The organism is Flavobacterium sp. SORGH_AS_0622 (assembly GCF_030818825.1).
Taxonomy (GTDB): domain Bacteria; phylum Bacteroidota; class Bacteroidia; order Flavobacteriales; family Flavobacteriaceae; genus Flavobacterium.
In genome coordinates this window covers 1,219,573-1,243,867 of record NZ_JAUTAX010000001.1, presented here as the reverse complement: position 1 = coordinate 1,243,867, position 24,295 = coordinate 1,219,573, and the positions used below count along the sequence as shown (strand labels likewise).

General features: G+C 33.7%; 22 protein-coding genes and 1 pseudogene. 21 read left to right on the top strand and 2 right to left on the bottom strand.

Features of this window, described 5'->3' with window-relative positions:
• Positions 1-326: 326 nt before the first annotated feature.
• The 19 genes and pseudogenes from gltB to QE431_RS05275 all read left to right on the top strand — a co-directional run bounded on the left by gltB (position 327) and on the right by QE431_RS05275 (position 19,121).
• Positions 327-4,844 (top strand): glutamate synthase large subunit, encoded by a 4,518-nt coding sequence (gltB, locus tag QE431_RS05365; protein ID WP_057119232.1) that lies wholly within the window; start codon positions 327-329, stop codon positions 4,842-4,844.
• Between the two features lie 130 nt (positions 4,845-4,974).
• On the top strand, positions 4,975-6,429 hold the full coding sequence (locus tag QE431_RS05360; RefSeq protein ID WP_057119234.1) for a glutamate synthase subunit beta: 1,455 nt from the start codon (positions 4,975-4,977) through the stop codon (positions 6,427-6,429).
• Between the two features lie 475 nt (positions 6,430-6,904).
• Positions 6,905-8,131 (top strand): annotated as a pseudogene (lysA, locus tag QE431_RS05355) (diaminopimelate decarboxylase); the annotation flags it as partial.
• A 372-nt stretch (positions 8,132-8,503) separates the two neighbouring features.
• Positions 8,504-8,818, top strand: a complete 315-nt coding sequence (locus QE431_RS05350) for a GIY-YIG nuclease family protein (protein WP_307293509.1) — start codon at positions 8,504-8,506, stop codon at positions 8,816-8,818.
• A 175-nt stretch (positions 8,819-8,993) separates the two neighbouring features.
• Positions 8,994-9,386, top strand: a complete 393-nt coding sequence (locus QE431_RS05345) for a helix-turn-helix domain-containing protein (protein ID WP_307293506.1) — start codon at positions 8,994-8,996, stop codon at positions 9,384-9,386.
• Between the two features lie 79 nt (positions 9,387-9,465).
• Positions 9,466-9,927, top strand: coding sequence for an RDD family protein (locus QE431_RS05340; RefSeq protein WP_307293503.1), 462 nt, complete (start codon positions 9,466-9,468; stop codon positions 9,925-9,927).
• Positions 9,928-9,982: 55 nt separating this feature from the next.
• Positions 9,983-10,435, top strand: a complete 453-nt coding sequence (locus QE431_RS05335) for a hypothetical protein (RefSeq protein WP_307293500.1) — start codon at positions 9,983-9,985, stop codon at positions 10,433-10,435.
• A 57-nt stretch (positions 10,436-10,492) separates the two neighbouring features.
• A complete protein-coding gene (locus tag QE431_RS05330) occupies positions 10,493-10,855 on the top strand; it encodes a hypothetical protein (RefSeq protein WP_134140623.1) in 363 nt (120 codons plus the stop codon).
• 242 nt (positions 10,856-11,097) lie between these two features.
• Complete coding sequence (locus QE431_RS05325; protein ID WP_307293495.1) at positions 11,098-12,258, top strand: DUF1624 domain-containing protein; 1,161 nt, start codon at positions 11,098-11,100, stop codon at positions 12,256-12,258.
• A gap of 89 nt (positions 12,259-12,347) precedes the next feature.
• Positions 12,348-12,893, top strand: a complete 546-nt coding sequence (locus QE431_RS05320; protein WP_307293492.1) for a hypothetical protein — start codon at positions 12,348-12,350, stop codon at positions 12,891-12,893.
• 35 nt (positions 12,894-12,928) lie between these two features.
• Entirely contained in the window at positions 12,929-13,396 is a 468-nt protein-coding gene (locus QE431_RS05315; protein WP_307293489.1) for a DUF1572 domain-containing protein, read from the top strand.
• Between the two features lie 26 nt (positions 13,397-13,422).
• Positions 13,423-14,139 (top strand): M949_RS01915 family surface polysaccharide biosynthesis protein, encoded by a 717-nt coding sequence (locus tag QE431_RS05310; protein ID WP_307293486.1) that lies wholly within the window; start codon positions 13,423-13,425, stop codon positions 14,137-14,139.
• A 59-nt stretch (positions 14,140-14,198) separates the two neighbouring features.
• The gene (locus QE431_RS05305; protein ID WP_307293483.1) at positions 14,199-14,564 is read left to right on the top strand and encodes a hypothetical protein; all 366 of its coding nucleotides are present in this window, start codon (positions 14,199-14,201) and stop codon (positions 14,562-14,564) included.
• A gap of 209 nt (positions 14,565-14,773) precedes the next feature.
• Positions 14,774-15,961, top strand: a complete 1,188-nt coding sequence (locus tag QE431_RS05300) for a hypothetical protein (RefSeq protein WP_307293481.1) — start codon at positions 14,774-14,776, stop codon at positions 15,959-15,961.
• A gap of 149 nt (positions 15,962-16,110) precedes the next feature.
• Positions 16,111-16,437: a helix-turn-helix transcriptional regulator gene (locus QE431_RS05295; RefSeq protein WP_095955027.1), complete on the top strand. Its 327-nt coding sequence runs from the start codon at positions 16,111-16,113 to the stop codon at positions 16,435-16,437.
• Complete coding sequence (locus QE431_RS05290) at positions 16,427-16,927, top strand: SRPBCC domain-containing protein (RefSeq protein WP_307293477.1); 501 nt, start codon at positions 16,427-16,429, stop codon at positions 16,925-16,927. Before QE431_RS05295 ends, QE431_RS05290 begins: the two co-directional genes overlap by 11 nt.
• Before the next feature lie 46 nt (positions 16,928-16,973).
• A complete protein-coding gene (locus QE431_RS05285) occupies positions 16,974-17,474 on the top strand; it encodes an SRPBCC domain-containing protein (protein WP_307293474.1) in 501 nt (166 codons plus the stop codon).
• Between the two features lie 85 nt (positions 17,475-17,559).
• Positions 17,560-18,429: an alpha/beta hydrolase gene (locus QE431_RS05280; protein ID WP_307293471.1), complete on the top strand. Its 870-nt coding sequence runs from the start codon at positions 17,560-17,562 to the stop codon at positions 18,427-18,429.
• A gap of 2 nt (positions 18,430-18,431) precedes the next feature.
• A complete protein-coding gene (locus QE431_RS05275) occupies positions 18,432-19,121 on the top strand; it encodes a GNAT family N-acetyltransferase (protein WP_307293468.1) in 690 nt (229 codons plus the stop codon).
• A gap of 48 nt (positions 19,122-19,169) precedes the next feature.
• Here the strand turns inward: QE431_RS05275 and QE431_RS05270 are convergent, their stop codons facing one another.
• Complete coding sequence (locus QE431_RS05270) at positions 19,170-20,705, bottom strand: YifB family Mg chelatase-like AAA ATPase (protein ID WP_307293466.1); 1,536 nt, start codon at positions 20,703-20,705, stop codon at positions 19,170-19,172.
• 109 nt (positions 20,706-20,814) lie between these two features.
• Here QE431_RS05270 and QE431_RS05265 point away from each other — a divergent pair, with 109 nt between their 5' ends.
• Positions 20,815-21,513: a DUF1963 domain-containing protein gene (locus tag QE431_RS05265; protein ID WP_307293463.1), complete on the top strand. Its 699-nt coding sequence runs from the start codon at positions 20,815-20,817 to the stop codon at positions 21,511-21,513.
• 34 nt (positions 21,514-21,547) lie between these two features.
• On the opposite strand, the gene QE431_RS05260 is transcribed toward QE431_RS05265, so the two are convergent.
• Positions 21,548-22,525 carry a Gfo/Idh/MocA family protein gene (locus QE431_RS05260; RefSeq protein ID WP_307293460.1) on the bottom strand — a complete coding sequence of 326 codons (978 nt, stop codon included), beginning with the start codon at positions 22,523-22,525 and terminating at the stop codon, positions 21,548-21,550.
• Between the two features lie 314 nt (positions 22,526-22,839).
• Here QE431_RS05260 and QE431_RS05255 point away from each other — a divergent pair, with 314 nt between their 5' ends.
• Positions 22,840-24,156 (top strand): ammonium transporter, encoded by a 1,317-nt coding sequence (locus QE431_RS05255; RefSeq protein WP_057119271.1) that lies wholly within the window; start codon positions 22,840-22,842, stop codon positions 24,154-24,156.
• Positions 24,157-24,295: the final 139 nt, after the last annotated feature.

Here is a 24,295-nt window from a genome sequence, read left to right as displayed (position 1 = left end):
TTAAATAAATGTTACCCATAGGTATTAAACGTTGAAACTTTTTGAAAGCAAACAAATAGTTAACGAAACACTTTGTTAATGTTAACACAAAACCGCTAAAACGTTTGATATTTAACAAAAACTTCACTGAATTCAATACCTTAGAGACGATTTTTCTTAATATATTTTATTGTCAATTATGATTTTGATAATTCGCAATCGTTTATATAATAATATTATCATTTAAGAACCCTTTTTCTAATATTACTATAAAAATGAAAGCGAATACATAATTTCAATACATTATGTTTAACGAAATCTTTATTTTTGTAGAAAAAATATCAAGAATGAGAGTTAAAGAACAAGGGCTTTATCTGCCTGAATTTGAACACGACAATTGTGGTGCAGGATTTATTTGTAATTTGAATGGTATTAAGTCAAATGATATCATTCACAAAGCATTAGACATCTTAATTAAATTGGAACATCGTGGTGCAGTTAGTTCTGATGGACGAACTGGTGACGGGGCCGGAATTTTATTCGACATCCCTCATGATTTTTTTAAGAAAGTTTGTGACTTTGAAATCCCAGAAGCGCGTGAGTATGCAGTAGGAATGGTTTTTTTACCAAAAAGCAAAAACCAGGTTTCTTTTTGTATTAATGCATTTGAAGCAACTATTAAAGATCAAAACTTAAAGATCTTAGGTTGGAGAGATGTACCTGTTGACGTTGAAAATTTAGGGCAAATCGCCGCAGAAAAAGAACCAACAGTTAAACAAGTTTTCGTTTCTAAAAACGGACAAAACTTAACTGAACAAGAATTTAATGCAAAACTTTTTGCAGCTAGAAAAATTGCTGAACATGCCGTAAGAGGATCTAAAACCTCAGAAAGCCACATGTTTTATTTTACTAGTTTATCGACAACTACTATAATATATAAAGGTCTATTGATGCCGGAAGACATCAGCCGTTATTATATAGATTTGAAAGATCCAGACTTGGTGACTCGTTTAGCACTTGTACACCAGCGTTTCTCTACAAATACATTCCCTTCTTGGGACTTAGCTCAACCGTTTAGATACATGTGTCATAATGGTGAGATCAACACACTTCGTGGAAACGTTAGCCGTATGCGTGCTCGTGAAGAGCTTATGCAGAGTGCTGTTTTTGGCGATGATATCAAAAAATTATTCCCAATTATCTTAGAAGGAAAATCAGATTCTGCTTCTATGGATATGGTGGTTGAACTTTTATTAATGACAGGTCGTTCTCTTCCTGAGGCAATGATGATGGTTGTTCCAGAAGCTTGGGAAAAACACCAGACAATGTCTCCAGAAAAAAGAGCATTTTACGAGTTCAACGCTTGTATTATGGAGCCTTGGGATGGCCCTGCTTCTATTCCGTTTACAGATGGTAACGTTATTGGTGCGTTGTTAGACAGAAATGGTCTGCGTCCTTCTCGTTATACTTTAACAAAAAGCGGATTCGTAATTATGTCATCTGAAATTGGTGTACTAGATATTGATCCAGAAGATGTAATTCAGCACGGTCGTTTAGAGCCAGGAAAAATGTTCTTGGTTGATATGAACGAAGGTCGTATTATTGAAGACGAAGAAGTTAAAAAAGCAATTGTAACTAAACGTCCTTACCAAGAATGGTTAGATGCTAACTTATTGCCTTTAGCTAAAATTCCATACACAAATAACCCAACTCCCGTTGAGAAATTAGATTTCGTAACTAGACAAAAGTTATTTGGTTATACTATTGAAGATTTAAAAACAATCATCAACCCAATGGGAGGACAAGGAGCTGAAGCAATCAGTTCTATGGGTAACGATACGCCTTTGGCAGTATTGTCAGACCAGCCTCAATTGTTGTATAACTATTTCAAACAATTATTTGCTCAGGTTACTAACCCGCCTTTGGATGGTATTCGTGAAGAAATTATTACGGATATCAGTTTAGCAGTGGGCGGCGATTTCAATATTTTTGAAATTGAATCTAAGCAGTGTAAAAAACTAAAAATCCAAAATCCGGTTATTTCTAACGAGGATTTGGATAAAATCAGAAACATTGATCACCCAGATTTCAAATCGGCTACTATTTCTACTTTATACAAAATAGAAAAAGGAGTTAACGGTTTAGAGCGTGCGCTTGAAAAATGTGTTCAGGCAACTTACAAAGCTGTTTCTGAAGGATGTAATATCATTATTTTATCAGATAGAGGTGTAAGCGAAGAATTAGCTCCAATTCCTATGCTATTGGCTTGTTCATACATTCACCACTCTTTGAACATTTTACAGGTTCGTTCTAAATTCGGAATCATTATTGAATCTGCAGAGCCTCGCGAACCTCATCATTTTGCTTTACTGTTCGGATACGGTGCAAGCGCGATCAATCCATACATGGTAAACGAAATCATTTACGATCAAGTTGCTCAAGGATTTATTACAGGTGTAAAAGCTGATTATGCAATTGTAAATTACAATAAAGCAATTGCAAAAGGTATCGTAAAAATCATGAACAAAATTGGTATCTCTACTTTACATTCGTACAGAGCTGCCCAAATTTTCGAGATTTTAGGTTTAAACAAAACATTTACATCAAAATACTTCCCTTACACTCCATCTAGAATTGAAGGAATTGGTTTAATGGAAGTAGAGAAAGAAGTAAAAAAACGTTTCCAAAAAGCATTTCCAAATTCAAAAATTGCAAACTTGCTTTCTCTTGAAATTGGAGGTATTTACAGATGGAGACGTGGTGGTGAAAAACACATGTTTAACCCAACCACTATTTCTAAATTACAACAAGCGGTTCGTTTAAACAGCCCAGAAAGTTATAAGGAATACTCTAATGCCGTTAACGAGCAAAGCTCAAACTTAATGACTATTAGAGGTTTATTTGAATTCAACAATTTAGATCCAATTTCTATTGACGAGGTAGAACCTTGGACAGAAATTGTTAAGAAATTCAAAACCGGAGCAATGTCTTACGGCTCTATCAGTCAAGAAGCACATGAGAATTTAGCAATTGCCATGAACAGAATCGGTGGTAAAAGTAATTCTGGAGAAGGTGGAGAAGATCCAAGACGTTTCCAAAAAGAAATTAACGGAGATTCTAGAAACTCTGCAATTAAACAAGTTGCTTCGGGACGTTTTGGTGTTTCAATCAACTATTTAACAAACGCTAAAGAAATCCAGATTAAAATGGCTCAGGGAGCGAAACCTGGTGAAGGTGGTCAGCTTCCTGGAGAAAAAGTGGTGCCTTGGATTGCTGAGACGAGAAACTCTACACCTTATGTAGGTTTGATTTCGCCTCCTCCTCACCACGATATTTATTCTATTGAGGATTTATCTCAATTGATTTACGACTTGAAAAATGCCAATCGTGAAGCGCGCGTAAACGTAAAATTAGTTTCTGAGGTTGGAGTTGGAACTATTGCTGCCGGTGTTGCCAAAGCAAAAGCTGACGTTATCTTAATTTCTGGTTATGACGGAGGAACTGGAGCTGCTCCATTAACATCTTTACAGCACACAGGTATTCCTTGGGAACTTGGTTTAGCCGAAGCACAGCAGACTTTGATCTTAAACGATTTAAGAAGCCGTGTAGTTCTAGAATGTGACGGACAGTTAAAAACAGGCCGTGACGTAGCCATTGCTGCATTATTAGGAGCTGAAGAATTTGGTTTTGCAACTGCACCTCTTGTTGCTTCTGGATGTATCATGATGAGAGCTTGTCACTTAAATACTTGTCCAGTTGGTATCGCGACTCAGGATCCAGAATTGAGAAAAAATTTCAAAGGTACTCCAGAGCACGTAATCAACTTCATGTATTTTATTGCTGAAGAGCTGAGAGAAATCATGGCGCAGTTAGGTTTCAGAACTTTAAAAGAAATGGTAGGACAGTCACAAAAATTAAATGTGAACAAAGCCATCAAACATTATAAAGCAAATGGTTTAGACTTGTCTACAATTCTATACAAACCGGAAAAAGCCAAAACAGAGCCAAATCATAATACAACTACTCAAGATCACCAACTTGAAAACGTATTGGATTTTGACATCATCAAAGAAGCAATTCCGTCAATCTATAGAAAAGAGAAAACAAGAGTAACCTTTAAAATTAAAAATACAGACCGTTCTGTAGGTGCTATTTTGAGTAACGAAATCTCAAAAATATATGGCGCACAAGGTTTACCTGAAGACACTATTTTAGTTGATTTTGAAGGTTCTGCCGGACAAAGTTTTGGTGCTTTTGCAACAAACGGATTGTCGTTTAAAATTCACGGAAACTGTAATGATTACTTAGGAAAAGGTCTTTCTGGAGGGAAACTAATTGTAAAAGTACCTCCTACTGCAACTTTTAAACCTGAAGATAATATCATTATTGGAAACGTTGCCCTTTACGGAGCTATTACCGGAGAGGCTTATATTAATGGAATGGCCGGCGAGCGTTTCTGTGTGAGAAATTCTGGAGCAACAGCAGTTGTGGAAGGAATTGGAGATCACGGATGCGAGTACATGACCGGTGGTACAGTGGTGGTTTTAGGAAAAACAGGAAGAAACTTCGCAGCTGGTATGAGCGGTGGTGTTGCTTATGTTTACGATCCAAATAAAAAATTCGATTCGACAGTATGTAACATGGAAATGGTTGCATTCGATCCGATGGAAGAAGAGGACGTTACCAAACTAAGACGATTGATCAAAAATCATTCATTGTACACAAGCAGTCCATTAGCAAAAAGAATTTTAGCAGACTGGGAAAATGAACAAAAACACTTCGTAAAAGTAATGCCAACTGATTACAAAAAAGCATTACAAAGAATTGCAGAAGAGAAAAAAATAGAAGAATTAATAGCTGGATAAAAATCAATTTCAAAAAATAAAATTCCAAATTCCAATGGCAATTGTCAATGTCAATGAAAATGTCTTCCTGAGCGAAGTCGAAGGATTGGAATTTGGAATTTAAAGAAATTGGAATTTAATTTAAAATGTCATGGGTAAAATAGGCGGATTTAAAGAATATAATAGAGCCGACGAAAGTAATTTAGCAGTAGCAGAACGTGTTTCGAACTACAACGAATTTACTATTCCGTTAGCAAAAGATAAAATAAAAGAACAAGGTTCAAGATGTATGGATTGTGGTATTCCCTTTTGCCACAGCGGTTGTCCGTTAGGAAATTTAATTCCGGACTTCAACGATATGGTACATCAGGAAGAATGGCAGAGTGCATTAGAGATTTTACAGTCTACTAATAACTTTCCAGAATTTACAGGACGCTTATGCCCTGCTCCATGCGAAAAAGCATGCGTATTAGGAATCATTAAAGATCCTGTATCTATCGAAAACATCGAGAAAAACATTGTTGAAAGAGGTTTTGCTGAAGGATGGATAAAACCACAAGCTCCAAAAACAAGAACTGGTAAAACAGTTGCCGTTATTGGTTCTGGACCTGCAGGATTAGCAGCTGCACAGCAATTAAACAGAGCGGGTCATACCGTTACTGTTTTTGAAAGAGACAATGCTATTGGAGGTTTATTACGTTACGGGATTCCGAATTTCAAATTAGAAAAAGAAATTATCGACAGACGTGTAGTAATTCTTGAAGCAGAAGGAATCACTTTCAAAACAAACGTAAACGTTGGGGTTAACTTCAGCGTAGAAGAATTAAACGCATTTGATTCTATCGTTTTATGCGGAGGAGCAACAGAAAGAAGAAGCTTGCCAACTAAAGGAATCGAAAGCAAAGGCGTTGTTCAGGCAATGGATTTCTTAACGCAGCAAACTAAAGTTTTATTTGGAGAATCAATTCCAGATCAAATTAAAGCAACCGGTAAAGATGTAATCGTTATTGGTGGTGGAGATACTGGTTCTGACTGTATTGGAACTTCGAACAGACACGGAGCTAAATCGGTGACTAACTTTGAGATTTTACCAAAACCTCCAGTTGGAAGAAGCGAGTCAACTCCTTGGCCTTTCTGGCCGTTGCAGTTAAAAACATCTTCTTCTCACGAAGAAGGCTGTGACAGAAACTGGCTAATCAACACTAAAGAATTCATTTCTAACGATAAAGGAGAATTAACTGGACTAAAAACCGTTGAAGTACAATGGAAAATGACTCCAGGTCAGCGTCCTGAATTAATCGAAAAAGAAGGTTCTGAAAAAATCTGGCCTTGCGATTTAGCTTTATTGGCTCTTGGATTTACAGGTCCAGAGAAAACGTTAAGCGAGCAGTTAGGAATTGAAACTGATGCTAGAAGCAACTACAAAGCGCATAACTATCAGACAAACGTACCTCACATTTTCACTGCTGGTGATATGAGAAGAGGACAATCATTAATCGTGTGGGCTATTTCAGAAGGTCGCGAAGCAGCAAGAGAGGTAGATTTATTCCTTATGGGATCTACTAACCTGCCTACTAAAGGAAAAGGAGATTTACCGAGTCTTTAATTTTAAGGTTCTGAGGTTCTAAGATGCTAAGTTTTTTCCTTGCATTTTATTTAATCTTTATTCCTATAAACAACATAACTACTTACAAACCCTTGAACTTATATTCAGGGGTTTTGTTTTTTTTGCCACAGATAACATGGATTAAATGTTTTTTTGTTTGCCGCGAATTACACTAATTTCCACTAATTTATTTTTTTTTCAATTTAACTTAATTCTTAAAAAATAATCTGTTCTAATCAGTAAAATCTGTGGCAAAAATTCTCAGCAGCATTTAAGAATTAGTCAATTCGTGAATTCATTGAAAAAAAAACTTATTATCTTTATATCTCAGAACCTTAGCATCGTAAAAAAGGTTATAAAAATCCAAAACAACCAACTTTTTGTTTAAAAACAAACAATTTGTTATAATTTGTTATTTTTCTACAAATTATTTGTAAGTAGATAAAAGTGTAATAACTTTGCCCAAAATGATTTAAAAATGCAAGCAAAAGATTTACTGCAGTTAGCAGACCAATTTGGAAGTCCATTATATGTTTATGATGCCGAAAAAATCCAATCTCAGTACAATAGGTTAACTAAAGCTTTCTCTAAGGTAGAAAACTTAAGAGTTAATTATGCCATGAAGGCATTGTCAAACGTTGCGATTCTTCAGTTATTAAAGAACATGGGGTCTGGTTTAGATACTGTATCAATTCAAGAAGTTTTATTGGGACTTCATGCTGGCTATGATCCTGACAAAATTTTCTTTACACCAAACGGAGTTTCTCTAGAAGAAATCGAAGAAGTTGCCGCAATGGGTGTACAAATCAATATTGATAACTTATCTATTCTGGAGCAATTCGGAACAAAATATCCTCAGATTCCGGTATGTATTCGTATCAATCCGCACGTAATGGCGGGTGGAAATGCTAACATCTCTGTTGGACATATCGACAGTAAATTCGGAATCTCTGTTCACCAAATTCCTCATATCTTACGAATTGTGGAGAACACAAAAATGAGTATTGTTGGAATTCACATGCACACAGGATCTGATATTTTAGATATCGAAGTATTCTTGTATGCTGCTGAAATTTTGTTCGATACAGCGAAAAACTTCAAAGATCTAGAATTCTTAGATTTCGGAAGCGGATTTAAAGTTCCTTACAAAAAAGACGATATCGAAACAGACATCGAAGAATTAGGTAAAAAATTATCTAAAAGATTCAATGCTTTCTGTGCAGAATATGGTAGAGATTTAACTTTGATTTTCGAACCAGGAAAATTCTTGGTGAGCGAAGCAGGTCATTTCCTAGTAAAAGTAAACGTAGTAAAACAAACAACGTCAACGGTTTTCGCTGGAGTTGATAGTGGTTTCAACCACTTAATTCGCCCAATGTTATACGGATCTTCACACCATATTGAAAACATCTCAAATCCGAAAGGAAAAGAGCGTTTTTACTCAGTTGTAGGATACATTTGCGAAACGGATACTTTTGCCAACAACCGCAGAATTTCAGAAATCACAGAAGGAGACATTTTAGCGTTCAGAAACGCTGGAGCTTATTGTTTCTCAATGTCTTCGAACTACAATTCAAGATACAAACCAGCCGAAGTTCTTTGGATGAACGGACAAGGAATCTTGATTCGCCAAGCCGAAACTTTCGAAGATTTACTTAAAAATCAAATTCCGTTGCCAGAAGAAATTGCTGCAACAGTTTAAAATAAAAAAAAAAAGAGAATATCACCGAAATCCCGTTTCTTAATTGAAGCGGGATTTTTTATTTTAGATTTTAGTCCCGAAGCCTCGGGATAGATTTTAGATTATCTGCTGCGCTTTGTCCTGCTGAGCGAAGTCGAAGCTATCCCTTATTTTTGTCATTTCGATCCCGAGGCTTAGGGAAAGAAATCTTCGCTAGTAGCTCCACAAAGTACTTCTTTTGTCTTTTCAGTTTAAAAATACACCCAAAGTAATCACCAAGTTTGTCATTTCGACGAAGGAGAAATCTTCGCAAGAAACTCCACATAGCATATCAAATTCTTACAAAAAGAAAGAAAAATCTTAAATTAAGTTTTATCTTTAGCATCAAAAAAAATGCTACATCAAGAAGGCTATCATACCTATTACATATACATACTAACAAACAAATACAAAACTGTTTTCTACACAGGAGTGACAAATAATTTAAGAATCCGTTTGAGCCAACATAAAGAAAACAGTATAACTGGAAATAGAACCTTTACATCAAAATACAATGCAACTTACTTGTTATATTATGAAAAATTCACATGTATACAAGAAGCAATTACTCGTGAAAAAGAAATAAAAGACTGGCGAAGAGAGAAGAAAATTGAATTAATAAAAACTATTAATCCAGATTTGGATTTTTTGAATTATTTATTTGGATAATCTATAGTAAAATTTCCAATCTTTGTAGAGCTACTTGCGAAGATTTCTCCTTCGTCGAAATGACAAGATTGGGGATAATTGGAAATTGAAATTGAAACTTAGAATAATAAACTACCTCATAAAATCATATACTTACTCTTTAAAAAAAATCAAAAAAATTAAATACCTTTGAAATATGAGCGCAACAACAAAACCAAGACATATCGGTAGAAATATCAGCCGAATCAGAGAACTTCGAGGTATGAAGCAGGAAGCACTTGCGCAGGCAATTGGCACAAATCAACAGGCGATTTCTGGTATTGAAGGAAGCGAAACTATCGACGAAACAAAACTTACGAAAATTGCAGAAGCGCTAGGCGTTACAGTAGAAGCAATTGAAAGTTTTTCAGAAGAAAATGTATTTAATTATTTTAATACATTTAATGATTCCGTTTCAAACAGCAATTTTGGTCATAATAATATTTGTAATTTCAATCCGCTTGATAAAGTTATAGAACTTTACGAACGTTTAGTTCAGGCAGAAAAAGACAAAGTTGAATATTTAGAAAAATTACTAAAAGGGAAATAATTCCTTCAAAAATAAAATTTTGCAAAAGCACAAATATCTTATGATTTTGTGCTTTTTTTGTAAACTAAAAAACCAAAAAATGACCTCAGAACAAATTGCCACAAAACCCAATCTTAAAAAAAGAATCCTTGCCGGATTAATTGACTATTCGTTAATGTTTGGAGTAGTCCTCGTTATGTTTCTATACTTTGGAGAAAAAACCAAAAATGGATATGAATTACAAGGATTTCCCGCATTCTTCAATTTTTTAATATGGTTTGGCTACATGGTTGGATTTGAAGTAAAATTTGGAGCAACGCTGGGAAATCAGATGTTTGATTTACAAGTTATTTCTATAAAAGATAGCAAAACTACAAGTTTAACTTTAGGCCAATCTTTTGTGCGACATTTATTTGATATTCTTGATTTTTGGTTTTTCGGACTATTGGGAATATTGCTAATAAAAAACTCTACTTATAATCAAAGGTTAGGAGATTTATGCGCCAAAACAATTGTAATAGATACAAAAGACAGCGAACAGTTTTACAAACGATTTACTTAATTAAACTCAAATAAAAAATATTATTTTAGCCTTACCAAATCAATCCCCAAAACCAATGAAATTCACAATTACCCTGTCAACTCTATTCCTACTATTTACAACAAATTTATTCAGTCAAACCATTGCAGATTTAAAACTAAAACCAAAAGAAATTCCAAAAGGCGGTTATATGGTTAGTGACGGAAATATTTGTATTACGCCGCAAGCCTGCAATTTTTATAATGATATTGAAACCTACAGCAATATTGTTGGAACTGTAAAAAATAAAGCTATTCAAAGCTTTAAAAGTAAAGCAGACCGCGGTTCTATCATGTATTTTGAATTTGATCACGTTTTTAAAGGCGATCGATTCCTGCAAGGTTTGCTGTGGGGAAAAGCGGGCGAACCAACAGCTGAACATCCAGAAGAATATCTGGCAAAAGGAAAATTTCTAATTATTTGGAGTTTGCAGGCAAATAGTCCGCTAAAAGAAAAATCTGAAACTAAACTGGAAACACTTTTGCAATAAAATACTAATCACAGCTTCATTTTAAATGCTTAATTTTGCTTGATAAAAAAACACAAAATGAAACCACAAATACGAATTCTTCTTTACTCCATCTTATTCTTTTTATATCTGACTTCGACACCTTTCTTACTGTCGTTAAACGAAAAAATAAAAGGCGATCCGTTTGTAGTTTTAGGAGTTGGTTTTGGAGTTTTAAATCTCATCTATGCTTTTTTTGCCCTAAAATGGAAACCTTTGCTTAACGTACTTTGCGCTGTCGGGATTGCGGCTTTAGCTATGTTCCTAGCTCTACAGTTTACCAATCTGCATCTGCTTGTAAATTACGATCCATATCAGGTTAAAACGGCCATTTTTGCTAATGCGGTTCTTTCTATTATTTTTTGGGAGATTGTGTATCAGATAAAAATTAGAAAGCAATAATCTTTCAATTGCCTCCAGCTTTAGCTTGAGGTTCATATAGTAAGTCTAGAATAGGCTTTAACCAAATGAATAAATTTATTTTGGCTAAAGCCATTTTTTTTTTTTGCTATAGGTGACCTCCCGCTAAAGCTGCAGGCAATTCATTTTACTTTATCATTTAATAATTTTAAAGTCAAAATATTGATTATAAAACTTAAAAAATAATTCATAGTTTTACCCTTAAGTATTTAAAAATCAAAAACATGAAACGACAGCCATCGATAGACATTGTACGCGGAATTGTAATGATTGTTATGGCTCTTGACCATGTTCGGGATTTAATGCATGTCGATTCGATTACACAAAGCCCAACCGATTTGGCAACGACTTCTCCTTTGTTGTTTTGTACACGCTGGATTACACATTTGTGCGCGCCTATTTTTGTTTTCTTGGCGGGAACTTCGGTCTATCTTTCGCTTCAAAACAAAAACAATGCTGCCGAAACCAGACAGCTTTTATTGAAAAGAGGTCTTTGGTTAATCCTGCTTGAATTTACAGTTGTCAATTTTGGATTGTTTTTCGATATTGGTTTTCATACCCTTTTATTTGAAGTCATAGCCGCAATAGGCTTTGGGTTTGTCGTTTTGAGTTTATTATTAAAAGTCCGTTCTCAAACTTTGGGCATTGTGGGACTTGTAATTATCTTTTTCCATAATCTCCTGCCAATTATTCCGTTTGCAGAAAATTCAGTTTTAAAAACCATCTTAACTCCCCTCTTTGGACCAGCTGTTTTTCCATTTGCAGGAAAAGCATTTATTATGGGCTATCCGCCAATTCCGTGGCTTGGAATTATGCTCGTTGGTTTTGCAGCAGGAAAATTCTTTGAACTGGCACAAGGACAAAGAAAAAAACTATTCTTAAAAATCGGTTTGAGTGCTTTAGCTTTATTTACGGTAATTCGATTGGTAAATATTTATGGTGATCCCGCTTTATGGACTACACAAAAAGACTCAACTTTCACCTTTTTATCATTTATGAATGTAACCAAATATCCGCCTTCTCTCCTATTCTGTTTGGTTACTTTAGGCATTATGTTTTTACTGCTCGCTTTTGCAGAACAATTTCATAATACGGTTAAAAAAGCAACTATGGTTTACGGAAAAGTGCCCTTATTTTATTTTGTTGTTCACTTTTATGTTATTCATATTCTAACGCTTTTTATACTTTTGGCACAAGGCTTTAATTGGTCTCAATTGGAATTTGCTTCGGGAACTTTTGGCAGACCTAAAAGCATTGAAAGCGGTTTACATCTTTGGGCAATTTATTTAATTTGGATTTTTGTTGTTGCGCTGCTTTACAAACCTTGCCAATGGTTCGGAAAATATAAGACTGAAAATAATCATTGGTGGCTGAAATACATTTAAGTGATATGTGTTTACGACAAGATAAATTGTAGAATTTCGTACGTATTTTTTTATATTAGCATTTTGAAATTTCAAGCCAAAATCCTAATATGAAAACCAGAATTTTAATTCTCCTTTCTTTAATTGCTGTTTCTTGTAAAAAAGAAATCAAAGTCAAAACTTCTACAATTGTACAAAAAGATAGTATACAGAGTATTCCTGAATCTGAAACCGAAAAAACAGACACTATCGTAATTTCAAAAAAACATAAAACGAACCAAATTTTATGCGATCTCGATGGAGATGGAAAAAATGAAACCGTAGAAATTGTAAGAAGTACAAACAACAACAAAAGTGGGCTAAAAATTACTTATGGAAACGGGAAAAGAACAGATTATTTCGGTCTGGGAAATACAATTTTAGATCAAGGTTTTGACGAAATTGATTGGGCTGGAATATTTGAAAAAGCACCGAAAGGTGAAATTTATTGGAATAACGTAAATGACGACGGCGAAATTATAACCGACGAAGAAGTAAAAGAAGAAGATAAAATAAAATTGCCAAATGACGGAATCTTTATTCACGCCGAAGAAAGCTGCGGAGGCGGGATTATTTATCTAGATAACGGAAAATACAACTGGATTCAGCAGGAATAAAATTGTAATAAATTAACTTCTAAACTATTTTGATTATGAAAAACAATACAGAAATAGCGAATCGTTTTAGAGAAGTCATTTTAAACGGTACTTGGATTGCCAACACAAATTACAAAGACCAACTGCAGAACTTGAATTGGGAAATGGCAGTTACTCCAATTCAAAGCCTAAATACGATCGCGCTTTTAGCACAGCACATTCATTATTATATCAACGGAATAAACAATGTGTTTAAAGGCGGAACGCTGGATATTAAAGATAAATTCAGCTTCGACTTTCCTCCTATTCATTCACAGCAAGAATGGGAAAACTTTTTAATTAAATTTTGGAATGAAGCTGAAGAATTCGCTTCGCTGGTTGAGCAAATCCCTGACGAAAAATTAGATCAAGCTTTTGTTGATGAAAAATACGGAACTTACAAAAGAAATATCGAAGCTATGCTGGAACATAGTTATTATCATTTAGGACAAATCGTATTGATCAAAAAACTATTGACAAATTAAAAATATTTAAAAGCCAAAAACGATCCATGAAAAAAATTGCCATTTTGTTAGTGGGTTTTATTTTCTTTTCAAGTTGTAAAGATGAGAAGAAAGCAGAAACAAAAGAATTGACAAACCAAGAATTGAACAAAACTGAAAACGAAAACTTTGTTTTAACCGTAGAAAAAATCGACTCGACACAATTTCCAGCTTCAATAAAATATGAAGGTTTTGTAAAAAATGCTGTTCGATGGAAAGACAAATTGGGCGATAATATTGTTATTACTACCGAAACAGGATATCATATCAACAAAAAATTCGAGCATGAATCCGAAGACAGCTCTGATGCTGAATTGTTTGCGTATCATTTTATTGTTTCTGGAAATGAAGTAAAACAAACTTGGAAAGTTTACGATTTTATTGCAGACTGCCCAGTTGATATTGTGGCTTCGTTTGTAAAAAATACTTTTCAAGTAACTGATTTAAACAATAACGGAATCGCTGAAACTTGGCTGATGTACAAAACAACCTGCCACGGTGATGTGAGTCCGTGTGATATGAAGATTATTATGTACGAAAATAATCAGAAATATGCGGTGCGCGGTGAAAGCAGAGTTCAAGTTGGAGTTCTCGATAACGGCGAAAAACAATTTATTGGCGGTGAATATAAATTGGATGAGAATTTCAAAAAAGGTCCAAAAGTTTTTAAAGAATTTGCCCAAAAATTATGGAAAGATAACTTTATTGAAAATTGGGATAATTGAAAGATTTTATATAATTCAGAAATTCACTAAATTTATTCTTCAATTCTAATCTATTTAAAATGAGAAAATTAATTTTAGCTTTTGTTCTTTTAATTGGTTTATCAGCAAATGCACAGACTTCTAAAGAGCTTATTGGAAAATGGCAATTGGTAAAATGGACCAAAAACGGTAAGGACAAAAATATTCAGGAATATTATAAAACCGATCAGGTTTTTCAGGTTTTTAAAGAAAATGGTGATTTTGAAAGTTTGGTTGGCGACGAATCGCACAAAGCGAAATGGAAGTTGTCTAAAGACAATAAAGAGCTTACTATTATTGCAATCTTAATGCCTGTAAAATTTAGTATTGACTACTTTGATACTCAGAAAAGAATTATTACAACTCCACAAATTGGTACTTTTGAGTATAAAAAAGTAATCGAATAATCGAATTTAAAAAGGATTTTATGAAAACAAAATGTTCTATTCTAGCCCCGATAGAGCCGATATCCTCGTAATGAAATGGAGAGATAAAGGTGAAAGCGGGACTAAAAGTTCTTGTGAAAACCTGTATTTCTGCTTCTAAAAATAAATCAAAAAAAGGCATAGTTGTTGAAAGTTAAAAAAGATATATTTACACCTTCAAAAGAAATACTATGCAAAAAACTACTTTACTATTTTTTATATTCTTTTTGGCTCTTTCTTCCTGCGGCGTAAAAACGACTCAGGCATTGATAAGCGACGGAAATTATGATGGTGCTATTGACCGCGCTGTTGAAGCATTGAGAACTAATAAGGATTCGAAAGGAAAACAAGATTATGTGTATTTACTCGAAGAGGCTTTTGCAAAAGCGAAAGACCGAGATCTGCGTGATCTGGAAATACTGTCGAAAGATGCAAATCCTGCCAATGCAGAGCGTATTTATAATACTTATTTACAGCTGAATAGCCGTCAGGAAAAAATTAGTCCGATTTTGCCTTTGAAATTAATAAAGCAAGGCAGAAATGCGAATTTTGCATTTGACAATTATTCAAATGAGATCGTGAACAGTAAAAATGCACTTTCGAAATATTTGTATGAGAATGCTTCTGCACTTCTGAAATCGAATAACAAAATGGATTTTAGAAAGGCGTATGATGATTTTTCGTATTTGGAAAGTATTAATCCTGGGTATAAAAATACCAAAAAATTAATGGATGATGCACTTTTTAAAGGAACCGATTTTGTGGATGTTTATGCAAAAAACGAAACCAATATGGTAATTCCTAAAATGCTTCAGGATGATTTGCTGGATTTTAAAACTTACGGATTAAATGATAAATGGACAGTTTATCATAATGCAAGACAAAAAAATGTAAACTATGATTATAGTTTGATTATTAATTTTAGGGATATATATATTTCTCCAGAACAAATTAAAGAAAAAGAATTCAGCAAAGAGAGACAGATAAAAGATGGTGTAAAAACGCTTTTGGACAACCGCGGAAGACCTGTAAAAGATAGTTTGGGCAGAGAAATAAAAGTAGATAATTATAAAATTCTTCGTGCTACAGTTTATGAATTTAGACAATTTAAATCGTGTCAGGTAACGGCAAAAATCGATTATGTGGATTTAAAATCGAATCAGCTGGTGCAAACGTTTCCAATAAGCAGCGAATTTGTTTTTGAGAATATTTATTCGAAATATAAAGGGGATCGAAATGCTTGTGAAGACAATTATCAAACTTATTTTGCAAAACGACCAGTTCCGTTTCCTAATAACGAACAAATGGTTTTTGATACAGGTGAAGACCTGAAAGCTAAGCTAAAAGATATTATTGTTCGCAATAAATTTAGAAGATAATTATCTCATATTAAAATACATAAAAGGCGCTTTTTTAATGCGCCTTTTTTTTGTTTTCAAAATTAATCAATAAAAAAACAATATTTTTTATTGCGCAACCAAAAAGTTGCGTATATTTGCAACTAATTAGTTGCGCAAATATAAAAAAAATGAAACGAGATATTTTTCAGGCTATTGCCGATCCGACACGTAGAGCAATTTTAGTTTTGATTTCTTCGACTGCATTAACCCCAAATGCAATCGCAGAACAGTTTCAAACTACAAGACAAGCCGTTTCTAAACACATCAAAATATTGAATGAATGTGATTTATTGGAAGAAAAAAAATTAGGAAGAGAAATTTACTATCAACTTAAAATAGATAAAATGAAAGAAATAGATCACTGGCTGGAGCAATTCAAAAAGATTTGGGAACAGCGTTTTGATCAATTGGATCAGGTATTAATGAATTTAAAATCTAAAGAAAATGAAATCTAATCTCATAATGAATTTTTCTGTAGACAAGGAAAATAAAACTGTCAATGTAAAACGCGAATTTAATGCGTCATTATCAAACGTTTGGTCTGCTTGGACAGATGCCGCAATTTTAGATTTGTGGTGGGCGCCGGCTCCATTTAAATCTAAAACAAAGTTTATGGAGTTTAGAGAAGGCGGCAAAAGATTATACGCCATGGTAAGTCCAGAAGGAGAAGAACGCTGGGCTGTTTTTGAATATACTTCAATTTCTCCTAAAACAAATTTTAAACATTCATCTACTTTCTGCGATGCAGAAGGAGTTCCTAATTCTGATTTAGGCAGTTCTTACTGGGATATTAATTTCTCTGAAAATGGCGATTCTACAATTGTGGATATTGCTATTAAGCGCGGCAGTTTAGAAGAATTAGAAAAAATAATTGAAATGGGATTCAAAGAAGGCTTTACAAGCGCACTGCAAGGATTAGAAAAAATTCTGGAAGCAAAAAAATAAAATCTTTCTACAAAATAACTATTAATGAATTTAAAATCTAAAGAAAATGAAATCGAATCTATTAATGAATTTTACTGTAAATAAGGAAAATAACACCGTAAATGTAAAACGTGAGTTTAATGCCCCGTTGTCAAATGTATGGTCTGCTTGGACAGAAGCTGCTATTTTAGATCAATGGTGGGCGCCTGCTCCTTGGAAATCACGCACAAAAAGCATGGATTTTAAAGAAGGCGGAAGAAGATTATATGCAATGGTTGGTCCCGAAGGTGAAGAACATTGGGCAATTGCAGATTTTACTTCTATTAGTCCAAAAACTAATTTTAAATATAAGGATGCTTTTAGCGATAGTGAAGGAAATTTGAACACAGATTTTCCACGCTCAAATTGGGATGTGACTTTTTCGGAAGAAGGAGATCATACTTTTGTTGATATAGTAATCAAACACGACAAACTTTCTGATTTGGAAGCAATCATTCAAATGGGCTTTAAAGAAGGCTTTACTATTGCAATGGAAGGTTTGGATGAGATTTTTGCTGAGAATAAATAACTTCAAATTAACAAACAAAGCCAAGGAAAAAAGGGATTTCAGGTATAAAATTCGTATTTTCGTTTTTATACTTTTTACTTACTTCATGAACAAATTTTTTACCCTGGCTTTGTTTCTTTTTACTTTCACTTTAATATTCGGTCAAAAAAACAAAACTAAAGTTACAGCAATACAAAAACCTTTTATTCTAGGCGTCATTGATGAAATTCAATCGAAAGAATTAAACGAAAAAAGAATCCTAAACATCTACCTCCCTGCAGATTATAATCCTGCTGAAGACACCAAATATCCAGTTATCTATCTACTTGATGGTTCTGCTGATGAAGATTTTATACATATTTCTGGTTTAGTTCAATTTAATAGTTTTGAATGGATCAATCAGGTCCCGAAATCAATTGTAGTAGGAATTGCTACAGTAGACCGTAGAAGAGATTTTACATTTCCGACAACAATTCAAAATGACAAAACCCGATTTCCAACTACAGGTCATTCAGATCGATTTATTGCTTTTATCGAAAAAGAATTACAGCCTTTTATTGAGAAAAAATACAAAACAAACGATTCTAAAACCATTATCGGCCAGTCTTTAGGCGGATTATTAGAAACCGAAATGCTGTTAAAAAAACCTTTTCTGTTTAATAAATATGTGATTGTAAGTCCGAGTTTATGGTGGAATAACGGTTCTTTACTCGATTTAGATTCTGAAATATTAAAAGAAAATTTCAATCAAAAAACAGACATTTATATTGCTGTTGGAAAAGAAGGCTTAACGCCAACAGAAATCCCGAGAGTTATGGAAGTTGACGCAAATTTGCTGGCAGAAAAAATAAAAGAATCAAAAAGTAAAAACATCCACGTTTATTTCGATTATTTACCAGAAGAAAACCACGGAACTATTCTTCATCCAGCAGTATCGAACTCATTTAAATTTTTCTATCCTCAAACTAAAAAATAAAAATGAATAATATTGACGAAAATAAACTGGACAATCCTGTCTGGAATTCTTTATCTGAAGAACATGAAAAATTTTGCATTGATTATAATGGGGTTAAATTTTACAATCCCGATTATTGTCCGTTTGGTGGTTTTATAAACCTTGAAGAAACTGAAAAAGCAACCGGCGCTTACGCAGCGTTATCTGAAAATTTCTTTGTCGTTGGAGAAAAACCTAAAATTTCAAGTTCTTTAAAAATTGTTAGAGAATTGGTTTGTCTTCAAATGATTATTCATGAAAAAATTCAACTAAAAATCGACAATGAAATCATCAAACTGACGGATGATTATAAGCACGAATTATTGGATTTGGTCAATTTAGTGCAGCCTGGGTATTTTAAACCAAAAACAACTTCATTAGGAAATTATTACGGAATCTTTGTTGATCAAAAATTAGTTGCTGTCGCAGGTGAACGAATGAAAATGAATGATTTTACAGAAGTCAGCGCTATTATCACACATCCCGATTATACTGGAAAAGGATATGCCAAACAATTGACTGCGTATGTTGCCAATCAAATTTTTACAGAAAACAAAACTCCTTTTTTACATGTTGTTGAGAGTAATATTGGTGCAATCAAATTATATGAAAAACTTGGTTTTGTTACCAGAAGAAAAATGAGTTTCTGGAATATTACAAAATACGAAGATTGATACTTTAAAAGATATAGTCCTGATATTATTTATCAGGACTATACTAACTTATCCCAACCACCCTTCTCGATCTAAACTTCTATATTGAATTGCTTCTGCAATATGCGATGAAACTATATTGGGTGCATTATCTAAATCGGCAATTGTTCTGGAGACTTTTAGAATCCTGTCGTAAGCTCGCGCCGAAAGATTTAGTCTTTCCATTGCCGTTTTCAGTAATTCTTTTGAGGATTCGTCTAAAACACAATATTCTCTAATCAATTTACTGCTCATTTGTGCGTTGTAATGAACATTTTCAACAGATTCAAATCGCTTGGTTTGTATTTCCCTTGCTGCTGTTACACGTTTACGAATCTCTACACTGCTTTCTGCTTTTCTTTCATCTGCCAATTTCTCAAACGGCACTGGAGTAACCTCAATATGAATGTCTATTCTGTCTAATAATGGACCTGAAATTTTACTCATATAACGCTGCATTTCGTGTGGTGAAGAAGTATTAGGGACACTCGGATCATTAAAAAATCCGCTCGGACTTGGGTTCATACTGGCCACAAGCATAAATGACGAAGGATACGTAATAGTAAACTTAGCACGGGAAATCGTCACTTCTCGGTCTTCCAAAGGCTGACGCATTACCTCTAAAACATCTCGTTTAAATTCTGGCAATTCATCTAAAAACAAGACCCCATTATGTGCCATCGAAATTTCTCCCGGCTGTGGGTAACTGCCGCCGCCAACAAGCGCAACATTAGAAATAGTATGATGTGGACTTCGAAACGGACGCTGATTCATCAACCCAACCTCTTTTAATTTACCTGCAACACTATGAATTTTAGTAGTTTCAAGTGCCTCTCGCAAAGTCATTGGAGGCAGAATACTAGGAACACGCTTTGCTAACATTGTTTTTCCGGCGCCAGGAGGGCCAATCAAAATAATGTTATGTCCGCCGGCTGCCGCAATTTCCATACAGCGTTTTATACTTTCCTGTCCGCGAACATCTGAAAAATCAAATTCGGGAAAATCTAAAGTTTTGTAGAATTCAGCACGGGTATCAATAACTGTCGGCTTTAAAGTTCCTTTACCTGCAAAAAAGTCAATGATTTCTTTCAAGTTCTCTACGCCATAAACATCTAAATCTGCTACAATTGCAGCTTCTTTTACATTTTGAATAGGAAGAAAAAAACCTTTATAACCTTCTTCTTTTGCTTTAATGGCAATTGGTAAAGCACCGCGAATAGGCTGCAGACTTCCGTCTAAAGAAAGTTCACCCATTATAATATAACGTTCAATTTCGGGAGCTTTTATCTGATCTGAGCCTACCAAAATTCCCATAGCGAGTGTTAAATCATACGAAGAACCTTCTTTTCGAAGATCTGCAGGCGCCATATTGATGGTAATTTTTTTTCCTGGCAAACTGAAGCCATTATTTTTAAGCGCGGCTGCAATTCTATAACTGCTTTCTTTTATTGCATTGTCGGGAAGTCCAACTAAATGATAACCAATTCCTTTATCCATATGAACTTCAACAGTAATAGTTGTAGCTTCAACTCCAAAAACAGCACTTCCGTAAACTTTTGTCAACATAAATTAATCTTAAATGAAAAGGTAAAAATATTTAATTATAGACAAAAAATCATTATTTTTGTAAATATTTTATTACTTTTTACTAACTCTTTCAAAATTTATTATTTATATGAATGATCTCGAAAAAATAAAATCCAAACTTGCAAAAAGAGCATCAGGATTTATTACTGGAGGATTTAAGCCAACAAATTCAAATACAGAAAGTTGGATTGGAAGAGTTTATTTATATCTAGAAAATGAAGAAATTCCTGTCGATAATAACGGTGACTTAATGTTACCTTTATTTCAATTATGTTTAAATGAATTACCATTCGTCCCTGATATTCTAATAAACACTAAAATAATAACAGTATTCATTTCTAAAAATATTCCAATGGATCTAACTCCAAATGGAAATCATTGGGTTTTACGAGAATATAAAAATACTAATGAGATAATATATAAAGATTTAAAAAATGAAAGTTCTCACATTAAACCTTTTCCATTGTCAAATAAATTAATTGAAGAAGATTATCCGGTTTGGGAAGATCCTGAAATTCCAGAAGATATATCAGATAAAATACTTCAACTTGAAGACGAAGGAGTTATAGATTCTTATTATGAAATAATTGAAAACAATTACGGTCATAAACTTGGGGGATATGCTACTTATTGTCAATCAGGAATATATTTTGGAGATGATTACGAATTTGTTTTCCAAATATCTTCTGATGAAAAAGCTAATTTGAATATTGTAGATAATGGTAATATTTATTTAGCAAAAAATAGGAAAACCGAAGAATGGATGTACTATATTGATTTCTATTAAATTTTTAATGGAATATAATTATACGGAAATCGGATTAAGCAAAACTTAATCCGATTTGATTTTTAATTTCCTCCACAATCCTACTCAAATCCAAACTATTTTGATGCGACCAAAGTTTACTTTCAATTTGATTGTTTCGAATGCAATTGTGACATTCTATTATTTCGTGTGAATATCCTTTTCCTAAAGTTGGCAAAGTAAAAGCAGCTTCTTTTTCGTCATTTATAAATAAAGAATATCCGTCGGCAACAAACCAAGGCGAGTTCAATTCAATTCTTCCTATTGATCCGCTTATAGATGCTTTCATATCAGATTCTGAAACTATCGAAGCATGCAAAACCGATTGAGCCGATTCATATTGCAATAGCATAGAAGTCTGTAGATCAATATCATTTTTGTGTTTGATGGCTTTTGCAATTATCTCTTTTGGATTTCCTAATAGTATATAAGAGAGAAATAACGGATAAACTCCAATATCAAATAAAGCTCCGCCACCCAATTCTTTGTCAAAAAGTCTTTTGTTTTCAGTTTCATTGCCGTGAAAAGCAAAATCGGCTTTTATGTAATTTACATCTCCAATTATTCCATTATTTACTTTTTGTAATATATCTTGAATAGACGGAATAAAACGTGTCCAAAACGCTTCCATAAAAAATCTGTTATTTTTCTTAGACGCTTCAATCATTCTTTCTGCATCATTATAAGATAGCGACATTGGTTTTTCGCATATCACATGTTTGCCGTTTTCAAGTGCTTTTATACATAATGCTGCATGCGAGTTATGTGGTGTTGCAATGTAAATAATTTCAACTTCACTGTCCTCAAAAAGTAGATCATAAGAATTATACATTCTTAAAGCACCAAATTTTTCTGCAAATAACTCTGCTTTAGAAATATCTCTTGAAGCAACTGCCGTTAGCTCAGCATCATCTATGAATAATAAATCTGACGCAAACTGGCTTGCAATATTACCCAGCCCAACTATTCCCCATTTAATTTTTCTATCAGCCATTGTATTTTAATCATCAAAATTGTTAAAAAACATTAAAAAACTATTTCGTTTAAAAAACATCAGACGTTTTTAAACAACAAATATCCAATATATCGTAAAAAGTAACAATCAATTAACCCAAAAATTATTAAAAGTCTTAATAAGACGAAAATAAATGTTGATGAATTACAAATTTTAAGTCTGTTTTAACAAATTCATGCAAAATTTAAGGGGTCAAATTTTAAATTTAACAAAAATTAAACATTGAACCCTATTTTTTTAGGGGGTATGAAATCATTTTATACTTTTATAAAAAATTTTAAAACTAAATAACTATGCGAAAAATTATTTTAACTGTGATTCTTATCACTATTTTGGTACTAACCTTTATATCAAACTTTATCATTGCAGATAACCCAATTCCTGCTGAAGCGGTTAAGTTTGACACAGGAGATACAGCTTGGATGATCGTGGCAACTGCATTTGTATTGTTAATGACTCCTGGTTTAGGATTTTTCTACGGAGGAATGGTAGGTAAGAAAAACGTAATTAGTACTATGCTTCAGAGTTTTATGGCAATGGTAATTGTTACTATTTTATGGACTGTCGTTGCTTTCGGATTAGCTTTTGGACCAACTATTGGAGGAATTATTGGAGATCCATCTCATAATTTATTCTTTGAAGGTGTTGGAACCAATACTGCATGGAGCCTTGCACCAACAATTCCTTTTATGTTATTCGCATTATTTCAAGCAAAATTTGCCATCATTACTCCTGCTTTAATTACAGGTGCTTTTGCAGAACGTGTACGTTTCTGGGCTTATTTGTTATTCATGGTTTTATTTATATTATTGATATATGCTCCTTTGGCTCACATGACTTGGCATCCTGATGGAGTTTTCTTCAAAATGGGAGTTCTTGATTTCGCTGGTGGAACGGTAGTACACATGAGCGCTGGATGGGCTGCATTGGCTGGAGCAATCTTCTTAGGAAAAAGAAAAGTACAAAAAGTTAATCCTGCTAGAATTACTTACGTATTATTAGGTACGGGTTTACTTTGGTTTGGATGGTTTGGTTTCAATGCTGGATCTGCATTAGGAGCAAATGGTTTAGCTGTACAAGCTTTAGGAACAACTACTGTTGCTGCTGCAGCTGCTGCAATGGCATGGGTTTTCCTTGATAAAATTTTAGGACACAAATTATCTGCTCTTGGTGCTTGTATTGGTGCTGTTGTAGGTCTTGTAGCTATTACGCCTGCTGCTGGTTTCGTTAGTATACCTCACGCAATTTTCATTGGTTTATTCTCTGCAATTGTAAGTAACCTTGTAGTTAGTAAATTCCCTAAAGGAAAAATTGATGATGCTTTAGATGTATTTGCTTGTCACGGTGTTGGTGGTATGGTAGGTATGTTATTAACGGGAGTTTTTGCTTCAAAAGCAATTAACCCAGCTGTTGGAGATAATCAAGGTTTAATCTTTGGAACTCCAACTTTATTCATCAACCAATTAACTGCTCTTGTTGTGGTATCAATCTTTGCTTTTGTTGGCTCTTATATTTTATTCTTTATTGTAAATAAAATTACACCTCTAAGAGTTACTGAAGAAAAAGAAGAATTAGGTTTAGATATTTCTCAACACGGAGAATTCCTATAAGAAATTAATTTTCAACTTTCAATCTTGATAAAAAAAACGCTCTAAGTAATTAGAGCGTTTTTTGTTTGAATTAATTTTTAAGCAATCTAAGAAGTCCTTTAAAGATTTAATTTCACATACATCTTGAGTAAACAAACCC

What these genes read in the sequence shown, in the direction of transcription:
- gltB (WP_057119232.1), top strand. Translation starts at nt 327, where the DNA reads ATGAGAGTTAAAGAACAAGGGCTTTATCTGCCTGAATTTGAACACGAC.
- QE431_RS05360 (WP_057119234.1), top strand. Translation starts at nt 4,975, where the DNA reads ATGGGTAAAATAGGCGGATTTAAAGAATATAATAGAGCCGACGAAAGT.
- QE431_RS05350 (WP_307293509.1), top strand. Translation starts at nt 8,504, where the DNA reads ATGCTACATCAAGAAGGCTATCATACCTATTACATATACATACTAACA.
- QE431_RS05345 (WP_307293506.1), top strand. Translation starts at nt 8,994, where the DNA reads ATGAGCGCAACAACAAAACCAAGACATATCGGTAGAAATATCAGCCGA.
- QE431_RS05340 (WP_307293503.1), top strand. Translation starts at nt 9,466, where the DNA reads ATGACCTCAGAACAAATTGCCACAAAACCCAATCTTAAAAAAAGAATC.
- QE431_RS05335 (WP_307293500.1), top strand. Translation starts at nt 9,983, where the DNA reads ATGAAATTCACAATTACCCTGTCAACTCTATTCCTACTATTTACAACA.
- QE431_RS05330 (WP_134140623.1), top strand. Translation starts at nt 10,493, where the DNA reads ATGAAACCACAAATACGAATTCTTCTTTACTCCATCTTATTCTTTTTA.
- QE431_RS05325 (WP_307293495.1), top strand. Translation starts at nt 11,098, where the DNA reads ATGAAACGACAGCCATCGATAGACATTGTACGCGGAATTGTAATGATT.
- QE431_RS05320 (WP_307293492.1), top strand. Translation starts at nt 12,348, where the DNA reads ATGAAAACCAGAATTTTAATTCTCCTTTCTTTAATTGCTGTTTCTTGT.
- QE431_RS05315 (WP_307293489.1), top strand. Translation starts at nt 12,929, where the DNA reads ATGAAAAACAATACAGAAATAGCGAATCGTTTTAGAGAAGTCATTTTA.
- QE431_RS05310 (WP_307293486.1), top strand. Translation starts at nt 13,423, where the DNA reads ATGAAAAAAATTGCCATTTTGTTAGTGGGTTTTATTTTCTTTTCAAGT.
- QE431_RS05305 (WP_307293483.1), top strand. Translation starts at nt 14,199, where the DNA reads ATGAGAAAATTAATTTTAGCTTTTGTTCTTTTAATTGGTTTATCAGCA.
- QE431_RS05300 (WP_307293481.1), top strand. Translation starts at nt 14,774, where the DNA reads ATGCAAAAAACTACTTTACTATTTTTTATATTCTTTTTGGCTCTTTCT.
- QE431_RS05295 (WP_095955027.1), top strand. Translation starts at nt 16,111, where the DNA reads ATGAAACGAGATATTTTTCAGGCTATTGCCGATCCGACACGTAGAGCA.
- QE431_RS05290 (WP_307293477.1), top strand. Translation starts at nt 16,427, where the DNA reads ATGAAATCTAATCTCATAATGAATTTTTCTGTAGACAAGGAAAATAAA.
- QE431_RS05285 (WP_307293474.1), top strand. Translation starts at nt 16,974, where the DNA reads ATGAAATCGAATCTATTAATGAATTTTACTGTAAATAAGGAAAATAAC.
- QE431_RS05280 (WP_307293471.1), top strand. Translation starts at nt 17,560, where the DNA reads ATGAACAAATTTTTTACCCTGGCTTTGTTTCTTTTTACTTTCACTTTA.
- QE431_RS05275 (WP_307293468.1), top strand. Translation starts at nt 18,432, where the DNA reads ATGAATAATATTGACGAAAATAAACTGGACAATCCTGTCTGGAATTCT.
- QE431_RS05270 (WP_307293466.1), bottom strand. Translation starts at nt 20,705, where the DNA reads ATGTTGACAAAAGTTTACGGAAGTGCTGTTTTTGGAGTTGAAGCTACA.
- QE431_RS05265 (WP_307293463.1), top strand. Translation starts at nt 20,815, where the DNA reads ATGAATGATCTCGAAAAAATAAAATCCAAACTTGCAAAAAGAGCATCA.
- QE431_RS05260 (WP_307293460.1), bottom strand. Translation starts at nt 22,525, where the DNA reads ATGGCTGATAGAAAAATTAAATGGGGAATAGTTGGGCTGGGTAATATT.
- QE431_RS05255 (WP_057119271.1), top strand. Translation starts at nt 22,840, where the DNA reads ATGCGAAAAATTATTTTAACTGTGATTCTTATCACTATTTTGGTACTA.